The organism is Seonamhaeicola sp. S2-3 (assembly GCF_001971785.1).
Lineage (GTDB): Bacteria > Bacteroidota > Bacteroidia > Flavobacteriales > Flavobacteriaceae > Seonamhaeicola.
This window is the reverse complement of record NZ_CP019389.1, coordinates 2,297,670-2,315,030: the sequence shown is the minus strand read 5'-3', so window position 1 is coordinate 2,315,030 and position 17,361 is coordinate 2,297,670. Positions and strand designations below refer to the sequence as shown.

General features: G+C 32.9%; 10 protein-coding genes. All 10 read right to left on the bottom strand.

Going from position 1 to position 17,361, the window contains the following annotated elements:
• Positions 1–4: 4 nt before the first annotated feature.
• The 10 genes from BWZ22_RS10250 to BWZ22_RS10205 all read right to left on the bottom strand — a co-directional run bounded on the left by BWZ22_RS10250 (position 5) and on the right by BWZ22_RS10205 (position 17,304).
• Complete coding sequence (locus BWZ22_RS10250; protein WP_076699806.1) at positions 5–2,278, bottom strand: glycoside hydrolase family 3 N-terminal domain-containing protein; 2,274 nt, start codon at positions 2,276–2,278, stop codon at positions 5–7.
• A gap of 24 nt (positions 2,279–2,302) precedes the next feature.
• Positions 2,303–3,658, bottom strand: coding sequence for a family 43 glycosylhydrolase (locus BWZ22_RS10245; protein WP_076699805.1), 1,356 nt, complete (start codon positions 3,656–3,658; stop codon positions 2,303–2,305).
• A gap of 9 nt (positions 3,659–3,667) precedes the next feature.
• Complete coding sequence (locus BWZ22_RS10240) at positions 3,668–4,639, bottom strand: Gfo/Idh/MocA family protein (protein ID WP_076699804.1); 972 nt, start codon at positions 4,637–4,639, stop codon at positions 3,668–3,670.
• A gap of 13 nt (positions 4,640–4,652) precedes the next feature.
• On the bottom strand, positions 4,653–4,865 hold the full coding sequence (locus BWZ22_RS10235) for a hypothetical protein (protein WP_076699802.1): 213 nt from the start codon (positions 4,863–4,865) through the stop codon (positions 4,653–4,655).
• Between the two features lie 8 nt (positions 4,866–4,873).
• Positions 4,874–5,383, bottom strand: coding sequence for a hypothetical protein (locus BWZ22_RS10230; protein ID WP_076699801.1), 510 nt, complete (start codon positions 5,381–5,383; stop codon positions 4,874–4,876).
• A 167-nt stretch (positions 5,384–5,550) separates the two neighbouring features.
• On the bottom strand, positions 5,551–7,401 hold the full coding sequence (locus BWZ22_RS10225) for a DUF5060 domain-containing protein (RefSeq protein WP_076699799.1): 1,851 nt from the start codon (positions 7,399–7,401) through the stop codon (positions 5,551–5,553).
• A 29-nt stretch (positions 7,402–7,430) separates the two neighbouring features.
• Positions 7,431–10,967: a family 78 glycoside hydrolase catalytic domain gene (locus BWZ22_RS10220; protein WP_076699798.1), complete on the bottom strand. Its 3,537-nt coding sequence runs from the start codon at positions 10,965–10,967 to the stop codon at positions 7,431–7,433.
• A gap of 425 nt (positions 10,968–11,392) precedes the next feature.
• On the bottom strand, positions 11,393–12,559 hold the full coding sequence (locus BWZ22_RS10215; protein WP_076699796.1) for a DUF5627 domain-containing protein: 1,167 nt from the start codon (positions 12,557–12,559) through the stop codon (positions 11,393–11,395).
• Positions 12,560–12,597: 38 nt separating this feature from the next.
• Positions 12,598–14,325 (bottom strand): RagB/SusD family nutrient uptake outer membrane protein, encoded by a 1,728-nt coding sequence (locus tag BWZ22_RS10210; RefSeq protein WP_076699795.1) that lies wholly within the window; start codon positions 14,323–14,325, stop codon positions 12,598–12,600.
• A 27-nt stretch (positions 14,326–14,352) separates the two neighbouring features.
• Positions 14,353–17,304 carry a SusC/RagA family TonB-linked outer membrane protein gene (locus BWZ22_RS10205; protein WP_076699793.1) on the bottom strand — a complete coding sequence of 984 codons (2,952 nt, stop codon included), beginning with the start codon at positions 17,302–17,304 and terminating at the stop codon, positions 14,353–14,355.
• Between the last annotated feature and the right edge of the window lie 57 nt (positions 17,305–17,361).

Here is a 17,361-nt window from a genome sequence, read left to right as displayed (position 1 = left end):
AATCTTATTTTTTTAGTTTAAATTTTGTTTCTAAATAGTCTTGTGATGATGTGCCTACCATGACTGTGTAGTCTCCTGCTTCTAAGACTTTCTCCATTTTAAGTCCTGTAAATTCTAGCATTTTAGGCGTTATTTTAAATGATACTGTTTTAGTTTCTCCTGGATTTAATTCTATTTTCTCAAAACCCTTTAACTCTTTATCAGGTCGTGTAACTGAACCTATTTCATCTTTTATATACATTTGCACCACTTCTTTAGCTTTCATATTGCCCTTGTTGGTTACTTTTACGCTAACTTGGAGTTCTGTATTTGGGGTTAATTCTTTGTTAGAAATAGATATATCAGAATATTCAAAATCAACATAACTTAAACCATGACCGAATGGGTAAAGTGGGCCTTTGCCTAAAAACAAATATTCTTTTTTATAGTTAATCTCCTTCATACTGTAGTGAAATGGAATTTGCCCTATAGACCTTGGAATTGTTACTGGTGATTTTCCTGATGGTGAGACTTCTCCAAAAATTATCCTAGCAGTAGATTCATCTCCAAACTCACTTAAATCCCAAGTATCTAAAATAGCATCGGCTTGTTCTGCAATCACGTTAATTGACAACGTTCTTCTATGTTTTAAAACCACAATTACTGGTTTTCCTAAGGCTTTAATTTTTTCTACCAATTCGTCTTGTGGACCAACAGGATCGATGGTAGCACGGTCTCCTAAAGTACTGTTACTAAAATACGCTTCTTTTGAAGTGTACTCATCACCACCTAAAAATAATATTGATACATCTGCAGACCTTGCTTTGTTAACTAAACTTGCTATAGCTTTTGGATCTCTTTCTAAAAGTTCTGGAGCACCTCCTTTTTGGTTTGTTAATTGAAACCCTTTTTGAGCAATGAATTTCACATTTGAACCAGCAACAGACTCAAACATCTCTTTTGTATTCTCCTTTAATAGTGGGCCTAACAATGCTACTTTTAAAGTTTTGTCTTTTGAAAGCGGTAAAGTCTTATCCTCATTTTTCAATAAAATGATAGATTCTAAATCTGATTCTTTAGCAAGCTCTAAAGACGATTGGGCTCTAACACCTTTCTTTACTTCTTCAATATCGATATATGGGTTATCAAAAAGGCCTAAAATAAATTTTGTTCTTAATACACGACGTACAGATCTATCAATTAACTTTTCTAACTCTGGGTTTTTCTTCACCATTTCTGGAAGATAAGCATAAGAATCTTCGGCATATAAATCGATATCAATACCTGCCTCTAAGCCCATGCGTGCTGCATCTTCTGGTGTTTCGGCCACATGCATAAAATAATGTAAACGTGCAATATCGTTAGAATCTGAAACTACATAACCTTTAAACCCCCATTGATCTCGTAAAACCCCTGTTAATAATTCTGGATTTCCATGGCTTGCAATACCGTTAATATCGCCATGTGATGCCATAATACCTAAGGTTTTTGCTTCTTTTACAGCTGCTTCAAATGGTGGATAAATTTCATCTATTAAAGTTCTTGGTGAAATTTCTATAGCCGCAAAGTTAGAACCTCCTAGAACTTGTCCGTACCCCGCAAAATGTTTGGCTACTGCACCAATATGCGTACCATTTCCTAATCCTTCGTAATTTCCTTGAACTCCAATAATAGCGTTTTTAACCATTTGTGTTGTTAAATAGGTATCTTCTCCAAAAGCTTCACTCATACGACCAAAACGTGGGTCACGAACAATATCTGCTTCAGGTGAGTGGCACATATGCATACCTCTTAAACGCGCTTCTTTACCCACTACATCCCATTGCCTGCGCACTAAGTCTGGATTAAATGATGCTGCAGATGTCATAGGGCGACCAAACTTAGTACACCCTTCTGCATCTACACCATTGTAAGATTCTGTTACAAACAAGGCTGGAATTCCCCAACGATTGTTTTCTATAATATATTTTTGAAGTTCATTATTAAGTTTAGCTGCAGCTACTGCATCAATATGTTCGCCTGGGTTTTTAATTCCAGCAATACCTAATTTTAATTTTTTAATAACCCTATCGGAAAGTTGTAATTTTCCGTCCTTATCATGCTTAACCCCTATATTGGCATGAAAAATTCGCATTTGCGCTACCTTTTCTTCTAAAGACATTAAAGGTAACAAAGCATCGACACGCTCGTCTATTGACAAAGAAGCGTCTTTGTAATCTTTTGATGTTGTACTTTTATTTCCACAGGCATTATATAATATACCTAGCGCTACTAGTATTAAATAAAATAGTTTCTTCATTGATTTTTAAATATTTGTAGAATTTTAACTTTTAAATTTAAATCTATTTAACCTTAAAGGTGTTTTATCATTGGTTTTAAATACTAAACAAATGGATTTAACACCTTCTATGTTTTTTATATTGAATTGTCTTTTTTGAAATGCATAAATATCGTTTTTAGGTAAAATACAAGTTGCTAGAAGCTTTCCTTTGGAATTAGCTTCTCTTAATTCAATTTTAGCAGTTTTATTAACCAACACTTCTAACTCTATAGTTGTTTTATTATTTAATTTTTTAATATTTGGAAAAATAATATATCCGTTTTTTTTCAGGAACTCTACGGAAAATCCTCCTTTAGTATTTTCTACTTTGCTTACACCTTCTGCCTTAAAATATTCTTCTGCTTCAATACTAAAATTAGCATTATAGTTTGCTACTCCTAGGCTGTCAACTCTTATTGTTGCCATTTCACCATTATCCTTGTAATGCAAATAACTTATAAAGCTATCTCTAAAATATCGATTCCCAGTTTGGCTAATATCGCAATACGCATAGTACCATTGGTTATGCCATGTAAAAAAAGACCCATGACGTCCTTGTAAAAAGCCATTTGGCCACGTTGGGGCATCATAACCTTTAGCAAAACTTTCTTCTTTTATAATGGTGTCTTTGTATTCATATGGTCCATAAAGATTATCTGCCATTGCATAAAAACATCCCCAAGACAAATAATATTTTCCATTATATTTATGTACAAAAGGCTTATCGTCTGTTGGCATTTTTTTGTTTTCACCATCAAGATTATAAGGACCTCTGGGATTGTTTATAGTAATTTTTTTTGGTGTTTCGGCTAAACTTATCATATTCTCATGGAGTTTAGCAATGTAATAGTCCCAAACACCAAAAATTATAAAATGCTCTCCATTTTCTTCAAAAATACTTATATCGTATTCGTGTGTAGGTGTTAAAGATGAATTTAACAAGGGTTTCCCTAATACATCTTTCCATGGCCCCACAGGAGAGTTTCCTACCACAACGCCTGTTTGTTTGTTTCCTTCTGAAAAATACCAATAGTATTTACCGTTTTTATATGCTACATCTGTGGCCCAACAATTTACATAATCTTTTCTTATATAGGTATCTTTAGGACTTAACTCGCTTCGTTTAGTCCAATTAACCAAATCTGGTGATGACCAAACCCACCAATTTTCCATAATAAATTTATCATTATTTATGGACTTATCGTGTGATGCATAAACGTAAGCCGTATCATTAAAAATATGAATGTGTGGATCATTTAATCCAACATTAGCTACAATGGGATTTTGTGAAAATGCAGAGGTTACAATTAATAACATTGCTACTAACATTTCTTTCAATATTTTAAATGCTGTTTTCATATGCCTTAACTATTCTATTCCGCAAAATTCATCCATAATTTGAGTAACTACTGTAGCTTCTTCAACTGAGCAAGGGTTTTGATTTTCTTCTAAAAAATAACCTACTGTTTTCTCAATCATGGGCTGTTGTACATGAATGGGGCTTTTAAAGCTATATTGTTCTGATTTTTCATTAACATTTAATGTTATTTTATTACCGTAAAATGAAAATATAATTGAACCGTTGTCTCCCTTAATAATGCAGCTATCATTATCTTTTACCGCATCAAAATTCCAACTTCCTTTAAATTGGACTTTATTTTTAAACATTACCTCCCCTCTTACAACATCATTGGTAAACTCATTGGCTTTAATAAAACCTCTTTTTATTTTAGCAATATCTCCAAAATAGTAGTACATTAAATCTAATTGATGTGGAGCTATATCATGAAAGTAGCCTCCACCAGACACTTTTGGATTAATTCTCCAATTCACATCTGTTTTAGCTATAAGGCTTGTACGTTTTGATTGAGCAATGCTAATTTCGGCTGAAGACACCTTACCTAATATATTAGATTCTAATAACTGCTTAACCTTAACAAACAATGGTAAACACCTACGATAATGAGCTACTGTAACTTTAGAAGTGCTATTTTTTAAAGCTTTTGAAAGTTGATTAGCTTCTTTAGTATTTAGTACCATAGGTTTTTCTAAATACACATTTTTCCCTGCTTGAATAGCTTGTAAGGCATATTGTAAATGCGAAGAAGGCGGTGTTGCTATATAAATTGCATTAACGCTTTTATCGTTAATCAATTCTGAGGCATTAGTTGTAAAATTAGGTACATGATGTCTTTTAGCAAAATCTTTTAATTTTTCTTCATTTCTACGCATTACAAACAACAAAGCAGACCTTTTTGCTTTTTGAAAAGCTGGTCCACTTTTTACTTCGGCAACATCACCACAACCAATAATTCCCCAATTAACGCTATTTGAATTCATTATCTATTAAACTTCACTTACAAGTTATCTTACTTAATTTTGCATTTTGTGCTTGTGTTAATGTTTTATCTGTTCTAAACAAAACAAACTGATCTATAGCATGTGATTTTGACCTACCTGAAATTTCAACATCATAAATACCAGGTTTTTCAAAGTTTACAAAAATGTTATAAGGATCTTTATCATTAGTGTGAGATTTCCATGTCCATTCTCCTAATTTATTCATATATATTTTCAACCATCCGTTTTTACTGGCACCTTCGGGGTTCGGGTTTTTCCAGAACCTTTAGGATAAACACGTTGACCGGTACTTGACTTTTCGCCATAAAAGGAGTCTGCACTAATTCTAAGCCATGAATCGTTATGTTCTGTATTACTATCACCTTCTCCAATTCTAGATTTCCAAACAAATTGATATGTTCCTGAGTGTTTTATTTTTATTGTATAAACCAAACGCCCATTTCCTGGGGTATTAAAATTGTCTGCTCCTCTCCAAATTAAATAATCGGAACCTGTATACCCATCTAAAATATTTTGCGAAGACCACTCATTATTTGAAGCGCCTGAATTTTTAAGATCTACTCTAACTATACCATTCTTTTCAATATAAACAGTTTCTTTTTTGCAATTATTTGCAGAATTTTCCTTATAGATACCTTTGGAATACGATGCGTTTAGTGTGTTACAACACGAAAAAATAAAACATGTAACTACTACAACTAAACTATTTAAATTCTTGACCATGGTTAATATTCCGTTTGCAGGATAAAGATAAAACAGGAATTGCTGAGACCTGTCCTGTACTGTTATGGTAAGTATACTTATATGTAAAGTAACACTATATACTAACTAATTTAAATGCTAGTGATTGATGTAATTTAAGAATTATATAATATATAAACCTTGAAAAACTATTTCTTTTGAACTAAAACAACCCAATCATTTTTGTAATTAAATGGAGGTTTTCCTAGATTAACTTTTTTTAATCCTTGTACCTTAACTAAAGAGCCTTTTTTAAGTGTTCCTCCATTTCGTGGGTCGTACCATTTAATTAAAAATTCACCTTCAACACTACGTAAATCTAGCGTTATATTATCTGTACAAGATTCTGTATAAACAACATAAACCTCTCCTTTTTTCGCCAAACAATAAGATACATCTTTAGAAATTACTAAATTATCACTAGGTTCCATCTCCCAAAACGGAATGTAGGTATTAAAAAATTTTAATGCATACCTATTTTGATCCCAAAACAAATCTCGACTTCTAAAATCTTGACAAGTTAAATCGGAATTAGGACTGGCATAACCAAAGTACCACTCTACACCATAACCTCCAGCCATAAGTGTTCCCCACATGGCTCTACCCCTAGCATAATTATGTTCAGAATCTTCATCATCTGGTAATAAGGCTATGTTGGCTTTTCCAGGTTCATCTACAGCTAAAGCCCATTTTCTGCCAGTAGCATTCGATTTCTCACGCCATTTTAAAACTCTAGGATGTACATCAATAAACTCGGGGTGACTTAATTGTAACGAAGCTCCTGTTAAAGGTGATTGGTCTCCAATCAATTCAGCATATCTATCATCTTTATTGGGGAATGTATGAACTACCAAATGGCTATTATACGCATCTAATTTAGATAAGTATTCGGCAGCTTTAATAACTTCTTTTATGGGTTGATTATTTTCTTCTCCAAGATTCCAATTCATTGATAAATGATGTCCAAATCTTGCAATAAGTTCTCGGTAATAAAGCTTGCTCTCTATACCAAAAACACCATTATCCATTAGATGGTCGGTTTCGGTTTCGTGGGTTTTAAAGTGCAAAAACATGCCTTTAGTTTCTGCATATTCAAAAATGCGTTCCCATTGGTCTAATTTTGATACATCAAAACGGGTTTTATAAAACATGGTTTCCCATGCTTCCTTATTCTTCTTAATGCTAGCGTAATTTTCGTACTCTTTAATGGGCACTTTTAAAAGATGAGGAAAAACGTTTCTATCATCGCCATCTACATTAAATGTTAAAAATGAAAATACGTTTAACTCTTCACTAGCTAAATAGTTTATAGCACCTAAAAGGTTTTTACCTTTTGATTTTTGCCATAAAAAGGATTCTGCTTTAGAATCAAAATCTTTAGCATGCGGTTCCCATGATTTTTGAAACCCCAAGGCATTTGTTGACTCATCAAAATCTGTATATGCCAATAAATTCTCAGGCGCATCAACTCCTAGTTTTATAAAATATTTACCTATTTGAGCAAACTTTAAATAATTTTCACCCACATACTGTAGTCTACCTTTTGCTCTATTATCAATTCCAGTTTTATCAGATGCCGAGATTAAAAATGTTCCTGACTGTCCGTCCATATACCCAGCACTAGAAGCTTGAGAAACATCATCGCTTATTGCAATGTTTTTCCCCGTTTTAAAAGATACCGAATACGTCCACTCTCCTATTTCATCGGGTGTAAATCTTGCTTGCCAAATATTTCCAGACGTACAACTAGTTTCTGCTGCATTACCATCAGCAGCATAAAATCCTGGAATTATATAAGTTTTGTCTTTATTTTTAAATGTAACATCTAAGCGGTAATCTAAAAACGGATTATTGACATCCGTTTCACTGGTTTCTGGTCCTTCAAAATTTAAAGTTATCTTGTGCCACTTTTTTAATTCGCCACCTATTTTTACATCTTTATACTCTTTACAAGAGTTTAAGCTAACCATAGACAGCAGTGACAAAACCAGTATCTTCATTACCTTCAAATGGGGTATTTAGTAGATTTTTAAAATGAATTTATCTTAAGTTGTATAATATGTTTTCCTGGAGAAAGTCTTATTGACTCAAACGCCGAAGGCACCTTTTCTCCATTGTGAATTAGATCTTTTCCTTCTAAATCGTTTAAAGAAAACTCTGCTACCATATTGCCAGGTATTTCAATGGTATAAGTTTGCAATCTAGCTCCATTATACTTGTATTCTGCTTTTATGGTTCCCTTTACTGTTGGTACTTCAATAGAACTACTTTTTAACTTACTCATTTGAGGCTTAATAGTTGCAATGCCATAACCCGGTGTTTTAGGCTTTATACCCCATAATCCACGAGGAATTACATTAGCAGGAACAGCTCCCCAAGCATGGTTCCAGTCTAAATTTACTTTATACTCGTAATCCCAAGCCTCTAAAGTTATTGTAGAACCTACTCTAATCATGTTATACCAACTTCTTTTGGCTTTACTTGTTAATAACTCTAAAGCGTAATCTGCTTCACCAGCATTATATAATCCATCCATTAAAAACTGGACGCCATAAACGCTACAAGCCATACCTCGAGATTTTACATATTCTACAACAGAGCTAATATGCTCTTCTGGTACTAATCCAAATGCTAATGGCATCATATTAGCATGCAAAGATGCGTGATCTGTTCCTATACCATCTACGTAAATACCACGTTCTTTATCAAACATTTGTTCGTTAACCGCTTTTTTTGCTTTTGCTGCTCTGTATTCAAAATCTAAAGCATCTTCTGTTTTGCCTAAAATTTTAGAAAACTCAGCCATAATTTTCATATTCTCGTAAAAGAATGAATTAATTACAGTACTGTATGGCTTAAATACAAATCCGTCGCGTTCACCTTTGGTTTTACTTCCTGCAAAGTTTTTTCCTGGCCAATCAACTATATCTGTTAATGGTTTCTTATAGCCTTCGGGGAAACCTAGTTTTTTCATAAATGCTGCATCTACTTTTGTAGATGTTATTAAACCATCTTCGTTTGAAAGTTCATAAAGTGATTTATGCTTTAGTGCTTCATAATAACGCTCTATTAATTCTGTATTACCAGTATACATATAATCTGCATAAATCAATAAAGGGACATGTTGCTGCCATTCTGTAGGCCATGTTGGGTGTTTCATGAAATATTCTATGGTACGTCTTGCCATTGCATATTCCCTATCTGTAGTATAATGACTTAATTGATTTAAGTAAGCGTCTGCCTCATAAGGTATACGTTCTCTGTCTCCATCTACATAAAGTCCGTTAAATGTTGTAGCTTTTATAGAGTATTTACATAAATCCCAAACTTGATTTAAGATATTATTATTACTATTAAAGCTACTTGCCTCTTCATCCCAATAGGTATGAAATGCGAGCTGTGTAAAATTGTTGGCTTCAAGTTCTCCTTCAAAACCTTCAATTTCGGCATACCTAAATGGCACTAAAGGGGGAAAGCCTTCTGGTAGAGGAATAGCCTTATTTGGTCTTGTATTTCTCTCGTCTGTATGAACTTTAATTTGATATTCTGTTTGCCCAGGTTTGACATCAACTTTAAGCTCTTGATATCTTATATTACTCTTGGTTGGAGGGGTTCTATTTACATTACCTTTATCATCTAACATTTCACCTACTCTCACAGTAAGTGTGTGAGGTGTTTTTGCTTTATATGTAAAATTCATGGTAGCAAATGCTGCTTTTCCAAAATCTATAAAGTAAAAATCACCACGTTTTTCAAAATTCACAGGCTTTATACTATCAATTTGAAATTTATTTTCTGTTGAAATGATATAGCTATCACTTTTACCGATTGTGAATTTTTGAACTTTAGAATAGTCTACTAATCTATTTTCTTGATCCCAAATTCTAACTTTCCAGAAATAAGTTTTTCCAATTTCAAGAGGTTTTCCTTTATATTCTACATTGGTTGACTGACTAGAAGCTACTCTATTACTATCCCAAACATCGCCATTATTAGCATTGATTTTAGACTCACTTGAAGCCACCAAAATTTGATAAGCATTTTGAAATTTGGATTCAATAGGTACCGTCCAACCAAACTCTGGTTTTAAATCGAATATTTCAACTTCGGTTTCTGGCTCTCTAATTAACTCTACTGTTAAATCTGTTGGTCCTTTTCTGTATTTATCGCTATTTTTTGCAATTAATTCATCTAATTTTGCCCTTAACTTTTTAGCTACTTCTTGGTATTTTTTCTTTCCTATTAAATTTTTAGTTTCTAGTGGATCTTTCTTTAAATTATAAAGTTCTTCAATAGATTTATCATTAACGTATCTAAAGTATTTCCATTCTTGAGTACGTACACCTTCACTTGGTGGTATTTCACTAAAGTCCCAAATATGCTCTATTAAAATAGTATCTCTACCAATAGTATTAGTTTCTTGATTTACAATTGGCAACAAGCTTTTACCTTGCCAAGTTTTTGGTGCTTCAATTCCTGCAATATCTGCAATTGTTGATGGTATATCTACATTTAGCACCATATCTTTTACATCTTGATGGTTATTTGCTCTGGGATCATAAATAATTAAAGGAACTCGTATAGAATTATCATACATTAGCCATTTGCCAGCAAGTTGACGTTCTCCTAAAAAATAACCGTTATCTCCCATTAGAATTATAACTGTATTTTTATCTACGCCTTTTTCTTTTAGCTTGTTTCTAATCTTTTTAATTTCTAAATCTATTCCAGAAATCATTCGGTAGTAACCTTTTAAACTGTGCTGATATTTTTCTGGGGTATCATACCGCCATGTCCAACGTAATCTATTAAAACCATCTCTAACAATTTTTGGTTGCGCTAAAAAATACTTTTCATCTGCTAATTCTGGTTCAGGAATGGTTGTATCTTCCAACAAATTATCTGTTGTATTTTGCCAAAAATATTGTTCTGGGGCACCATCATGAGCATGAGGCGCACTAAAGCTTAACGATAAACAAAAAGGCTTTTTATTGGTTGCATTTTTTTCAATAAAATCTAATGCTTGTTGGCCTGTATATCTTGTTAAATGTACTGTATCTTTATCTATGGTTTTGTAATAATAACCTCTTCTATCTTTATAACGATTATTTCGGTCATAAGACTCGTATTCATCAAATTGTTTCTCTAGACCATTATAACGTACACCATACTTTCCAAAAAAACCTGTATAATATCCATTATTCCTTAAAAGTGTTGGGTAGGAGTTTGCCATATATTCCTCTCGTATATTTCCTGTTTGGAAATTGTAATTATGTGAGCGTTCATACAAACCTGTCCAAAGAGTAGCTCTACTAGCGGCACAAATTGGGGTAGTTGCAATAGCTGTATGGAAATAAGTTCCAGAATTTGCTAAATTATCCATTTCTGGAGTTTCAACAAATTTATTTCCAGCATAACCAATAGCGTCAAAACGTTGATCATCTGTTAAAATAAAAATGATATTTGGCTTCGACTCGTTCTGCCTATCAGATTTATTTTGAGAGATTGTTATATTAAAACTTAAAATTGATAGTATGAGACCGAATAAAAACTTGATTTTATACATTTAATAATAATTAATTGTTGAAGATTTTTAAATACTATTATGCCTTAAACACAAAAAAGCTTAAAGTCATATTAAGCCATAAAGTTAAATTAATTATTAACTTACATTATCCTGCACTGTCCTGAATTTCACAAAAAAAATCTCCTTTATAAAGGAGATTTTTTTTACTAACCTAAATAACTCTAAACTAACTTTTACTTTTATTACATAAAAATAAAGTATAACATAAGAAACCCTATCCTGCTCTATCCTGAAAACAAAGGTTTTACAAAACGTTAATTTTATAAAAAACAAACATTTGATGAATAAAATTAACCTGTTTACAAAAAACAATTTTACACTAAAATTTATATTTGTATAATTAAAAATAGCGGACATATAGCCCGCTATTTTTAATATAGTTTAAAAACTTATATATTATTTAATTATTCTGTTTTCAATTCAACAGCAAATTCTTCAAATTTAACATCTCTGTCTCTAATCACTAAAGTATCTTTAACTGTGTGTAACAAATCAATTGTTGATGTTGTTGTTGAGACTAATGAACCAAAAAAACGTTTCTCAGTAACTTCAACTTCTTGTTCATGGTATTGATAATCTAAGTAGATTACGTCTCGACTTTCTCCTCCCCATTCATCGCCATCTTCTACAAATTTTCCTGATCCAGTTACGGTAACAGTACTACTTGGATCTGCATTAGAAACCGTAATTTCTTCATTATCGTTGAATGTTAAAAGTAAAGACAATGTATTATTAGTTGCACTGCCTGGTCTTCTAACATTAATAGTAGCAGTTACTTTATTCCTTCCTGCAGTTGATAATGGAAGTAATTCATCATCTACAACAAATTCTGATCTATAAACTGTAGAACCATCAATATCCTCTGTTGTTGTTTCTGTTGGATCTCCATTTTCGTAAACTGTAACTGATTCATTAGACCCTACAGCTTCATCTTCTCCACGTCTTAGATAGATACCTTGATATTTATTCATATACTTGATACCAAAAAGCGTATAGTCTTTAGGTTGTATTTGCCAATCTTCTGTTTTAATCTTAATAGGATTTGTAACACCTTCAGCTGGCACTCCTGTTAAAAGCGAATCTAATTCTTCATAATCTGTAATTCTTAATGGAATAACGTAATGTACTTCTCCATATTCTGCAAAAGAAAGAGGGTCTTCAAAAAACGCATCAGTTAATTGCACAGGAATACGCCCTTTAATTGAACCTGCTGGTATTGTTACAGGGCTTTCCTGCTCAATAGTGTAATACGAAGAAGGTAATACCTTCACATTAACTGAGTCAACTCCTAATTCAACAGGGTCAATCAACTCTGGTTCCAATTCAAAGTATACTTTTCTATCTTTATTATTTTCATAGACTCCAGTCATGGTCACACCAATTTCGAATCGACCGTTATTATCATTCTCATTAAAACCCAAATCATACTTACCCTGAATTAGAGTTCTAACAGGTGTTTGAAATGGAAAATATACCGAAGTTGAACCAAAATCGTCAAATTCATTTTCTTGATTTTCGCAAGCCATTAAAACTAAGGCGATAGCACATATAATTACATATTTTATTTTCATGTTTAATATTTTTTATTCTTTTAAATTACACAATTACCCTACCAGCCATTATTTTGCTCAAGTTCAGAAAATTTAACAGTCTCTGAATTAGGAATTGGCATATAAGTTGCAAATGGTTGGAAATTTCTAATTTCAACAGAAGGCAACTCTACATAATTATTTCCGTTAAAAAAGTAGCCTTTAGCAGATTCATTTAAAGGTAATCCCCATCTTCTAAGATCCCAAAACCTATGTCCCTCAAAACTTAGTTCTATACGACGCTCATTTCTAATAAGTTCACGCATATCTTCTTTACTTGTAATAGATGCTAAGTAACTATCTGGTTGTGCAATTCCTGCTCTATTACGTATTGCTGCTATTACATCACGGGCACTAATACCGTTAACCTGATAGTCAGGACCTCCAATTTCATTAGCTGATTCTGCTAATATTAAAAACAATTCTGTATATCTAAAATACACATTGGCATGTCTCTTACCTGAAGCAGTACCATCATTATTAATTCTAACGTCTGGATGTAATAATTTTTTTAGATAATACCCAGTAGTTGTTGATTGCCCAGGGATAGAATCTAGCCTGTCATTTCCTCCTCCAACACCAGTATTAATTGTACCACCTCCAAAAGAAGCGCCATTAACAACAACATATTTTTCTAGCCTAGGGTCTCTATTAGCATAAGGGTTTTGAGGATCAAAACCATTAGCTTCTGTTGCAGGGTAACCGTCTTGCATTGGGAATGCCATTACAAAGTTATGTGTTGGGTTAATCTCCCCATTTCCATTGACTGAAGGTGGAAACATTCTTTTTTCATAGTTAAAAGAATTATTTCCAATAGATCCACGCCAAAGCATTTCACTACCCAATATGTTATCATCTGATTTATAAAACTCATTACCATTTGGATCTAAACCAGAAACACCTCCAATTGTATTTAAAATTTCAGCGGCATTATTTGCTGCTATTTCATAATAATCTTGGCTATCTAAAAACGATGGGCTTGCTGCAAAAAGTGCCAAACGTGCTTTTAGGGCTTTTACTATCCTTCCTGAAATACGTAAATCAAAAAAGTTATCATTTACTAATTGATATTTATCATAATCAAAATTTTCTAAATCTGCGTACCATGGGTCTACTTCTGCTGCGCCTAATCCATAATCTGTTGGTAATAAATTAAGTGCCTCATCAAAATCTGCCATAATAGCCTGAACCGAGGCTTCAAATGATAGACGAGGTATGTTAAAGTTACCATCAGGTTCTATAAACTCGGTAAAGTATGGAATACCTAGCAAATCTCCAGATGTACCTATACCAGCATGTGCTTGAAGCACATAAAAATGGTGCAATCCTCTTAAGGCTAACGCTTCTCCCTTCATACGCATCTGAAACATTTCATTAGTTAATGGATCTGTACTCCATTGTGTTTCTCCTACTTCAATGATTTCTAGAAATTGGTTTACCCAAAATACACGTTCGAAACTATTCCAACGGGAGGCAGGGTTAAATTGTGCATTTAACTCGCCAAGCGCCATTCGCTTATAGTTGTTATTCAAAATATTACTAACAGCATCATCAGTAGCTGCTTCAGAAAATGAATATTGATTAACTAAGCCTGTATACCCATTTAATAATACACCTTCTGCTGCATTTGGATCCGTGGTAATATAATCAAAACCTAACCTATTTTCATCAATAGGTTCCAAGGTATCACAAGCTATCATGCTAGCAAAGACCAACACAATTACTATATATTTTATTAAATTTTTCATTTTATTTATCTTAATTTTCTAATTATATTAAAATGACATTCTCAAACCAAGCGTATAAGCTCTAGTTAAAGGTGTTGTTCCTATTTTTAACTGTCGTACATCTTTATTTTTTCCTATTTCAAACAAACTAGTTCCAGAAATATTTACACTTAAATCCTCAATACCTAATTGATTACAAAAAGCTTCCTGAAATTCATATGTTAACTGCGCACGGTTAATTCTAAAGAAACTCGTGTCAAACAACCAAAACGTAGAAGTTCTAAAATTATTTTGATTTGTTTGCGATGATAATCTAGGGAATGTTGCAGTATCTGCCGTTTCTGGTGTCCAGCGTCCTAAGACAACTTCAGAATATTTATCATTACCGTCAACTGAATAATATTCATTATAGCTACTGCTTAACTTATTACCGTCGGCTCCTGTTTGGCCTGCCCCCAATACAAAAAAGTTGAAATTTTTGTATTTTAAATTAAGATTAACTGCATAAGTCCAAGGGCTACTAGATTGCCCAATAGCAACTCTGTCATTATTATCAATAATATTGTCTCCGTTTTGATCTTTATATTTAATATCTCCTGGTTGAACACTACCAAATTGTGGCACAGGCAAACCTGCATTTAAATTACCATTTGTATCAAAATCAGATTCCGCATAAAAACCTTGGTCTACTAGTCCAAAAATTGTTGAAAGCTCTCTTCCTACAGTGTCTTGATAATCAAATTCAAATAACTGAGATCGTTTAACCGCTTCCGTTTTACTGTATAAAACATTAGCGCCAATACCTACAGATAAATCATTAAAAGTTTTGTTGAAATTCATCCCTAGTTCAAAACCAGTATATAAGTTCTTATCATAATTATTATATGGTCTGAAGTCATCATAATAAGAAGGATATAGATTATTCAAAAATCCTACTTGCTTATCAAGTTCAGACTTAAAATAATTAAACTCGAGCCATAGAGAATTCTTTAAATAGGCTTCGAAACCAATGTTTAAATCAATACGCTCTTCAAATGTTAAATCAAGATTTTCTCCTTGTGTAATATCTATCCTGCGATTAGAATTACCATCAGCCCAAGTAAAATTTGAACCATTTGAATAGTTTACATCATATAAATAGTAACCATCAATTCCTCGATCAGACTTTATAATACCAGCTGAAGCTTTTAACTTAAGGAAGTTAATAAATTTACTATTCTTTAAAAAAGATTCTTCGCTTAAAATGTAAGCTATACCAGAAGTTGGTGAAAACCCACCTCTATTTCCTTCTGGTAGTTTTATAGAATTAGTATAGGTTCCTGTAAAGTCAACAAACAGTTTTTTCTTAAAATCATAAGTCATTTGAAATCCTAAGTGAGCATCAACATCTGTTTGTTTAACATCATTTGCTCTTTGCGAATTGTAATAACCTAATAAAGTGGTGTTTATAGAATGTTTCTTAGCAAAAGTGGTATCGTAATTTAGAAGTCCATAAAAACCAAATCGAGAGACAAAACCATTAGTACTAACATTTTCAGTTTGATCTTGTAAGTCTTCGCCAAAAACACCAAGACTTGTTATGCTATCACCCTCCCAAGTTGGTTCGTAAGTTTTAAATTGATTATTTATAGATAAATTGTAAGAATCATAAAAATCAAAACTTATATAGGTTTTAGCTGATAAGCCATTTGTTACCCTATCTAAATCAAAATTTATGGTATTGTTAAACTGTGTAGAACGAAACACTGTATTTTTATATCCACCAGCAATAGCTAGAGCTATAGGTGCATCTGCCCCAAACTGTTGTGTTGACCCTAAAAGCATCCCATTAAACGTGTTTGCTGCTTGTAATTGTCCTGCAACTGTAGGATCGCTTGTGTCTATAGCATCTACAGGTAAAAATGGCGAATAGGCATTAGGTCTTAACGTAGTTGCAGCGCTTAACAAATTAGCTCTAGACGATTTATCAGTACTTATAATAGCAATACCATCTAGACTACTAGTAATCCAATCATTTACTCTAAAATCTATGTTACCTCTTACATTAAAACGGTTTGTTCCAGCATTAATATCATCATTAATATTAACCCAATCCTCGTTACGATTCCACCCCACATTAACATAATACTGATTTTTATCATTTCCTCCAGAAAACTCTGTGATAATACTTGTAGAGCTAATAAAGGGTTGTACATATTCACTTGAATATAAATCTACATCTGGGTATTTATATTTGTTAGAACTTGTTCTAAATTCTTGAATAAGTGAAGGGCTATAAAAATTATCTAACCCATCATTTTTTCTCGCTTCATTAAAAAGCTGCATATATGCCGCTGAACTCAAATAGTTAGGTAAAGAAATAGGAACTTGAATACCAGAACGAATATTAACATTAATTTCTTTTTTATTAGCTTTTCCGCGTTTGGTATTAATAACAATAACGCCATTTCTTCCTTGGCTTCCATATAAAGCAACAGCATTTGCATCTTTAAGTACTGTTATCTGCTCAACCTCTTCCATATTTAGGATATTAGGATCACGACCTATTACACCATCAATAACAAAAACAGCGCTTCCTAAACCTCTAACATTATCTGAGCCTTTTACACCTAACATGAGCCCGTTAATATAATCTCTAACCCATTGGGTATTGTCATAAGTTAATCGCTCTTTCGTATTAATTGACGATACTGCACCAATAATATTGCGTCTATCTTTGGTGGCTACTCCCATCTTTATCTCGTCATCTTCTGAAGCGAGGAAAGGCGATTTCACCATAGTAATATTATCGATTAAATCTGACATAGCAATAATTACAGATTCATAGCCTTTTTTCTCAAGTACTACAGAACCTTCATCTAATAGTTTAATTTGAAACTGTCCGTTAACATCCGAAGATGTCTTATCTCCTTTAGGGCTAAAAACATCAACACCGCTTAGGGGGTTACCTTGTTCATCAACCACAGTTGCTGTTACCTCTGTATCATTTGTTTGAGCCATTGTAACATTACAAAAGCAAAATAACATTAAACTAACTAGAGTAAACAACTTATATAA

Bases quoted from the DNA above. Each gene is read 5' to 3' on its own strand.
- BWZ22_RS10250 (WP_076699806.1), bottom strand. From the start codon at position 2,278: ATGAAGAAACTATTTTATTTAATACTAGTAGCGCTAGGTATATTATAT.
- BWZ22_RS10245 (WP_076699805.1), bottom strand. From the start codon at position 3,658: ATGAAAACAGCATTTAAAATATTGAAAGAAATGTTAGTAGCAATGTTA.
- BWZ22_RS10240 (WP_076699804.1), bottom strand. From the start codon at position 4,639: ATGAATTCAAATAGCGTTAATTGGGGAATTATTGGTTGTGGTGATGTT.
- BWZ22_RS10235 (WP_076699802.1), bottom strand. From the start codon at position 4,865: ATGAATAAATTAGGAGAATGGACATGGAAATCTCACACTAATGATAAA.
- BWZ22_RS10230 (WP_076699801.1), bottom strand. From the start codon at position 5,383: ATGGTCAAGAATTTAAATAGTTTAGTTGTAGTAGTTACATGTTTTATT.
- BWZ22_RS10225 (WP_076699799.1), bottom strand. From the start codon at position 7,401: ATGAAGATACTGGTTTTGTCACTGCTGTCTATGGTTAGCTTAAACTCT.
- BWZ22_RS10220 (WP_076699798.1), bottom strand. From the start codon at position 10,967: ATGTATAAAATCAAGTTTTTATTCGGTCTCATACTATCAATTTTAAGT.
- BWZ22_RS10215 (WP_076699796.1), bottom strand. From the start codon at position 12,559: ATGAAAATAAAATATGTAATTATATGTGCTATCGCCTTAGTTTTAATG.
- BWZ22_RS10210 (WP_076699795.1), bottom strand. From the start codon at position 14,325: ATGAAAAATTTAATAAAATATATAGTAATTGTGTTGGTCTTTGCTAGC.
- BWZ22_RS10205 (WP_076699793.1), bottom strand. From the start codon at position 17,304: ATGGCTCAAACAAATGATACAGAGGTAACAGCAACTGTGGTTGATGAA.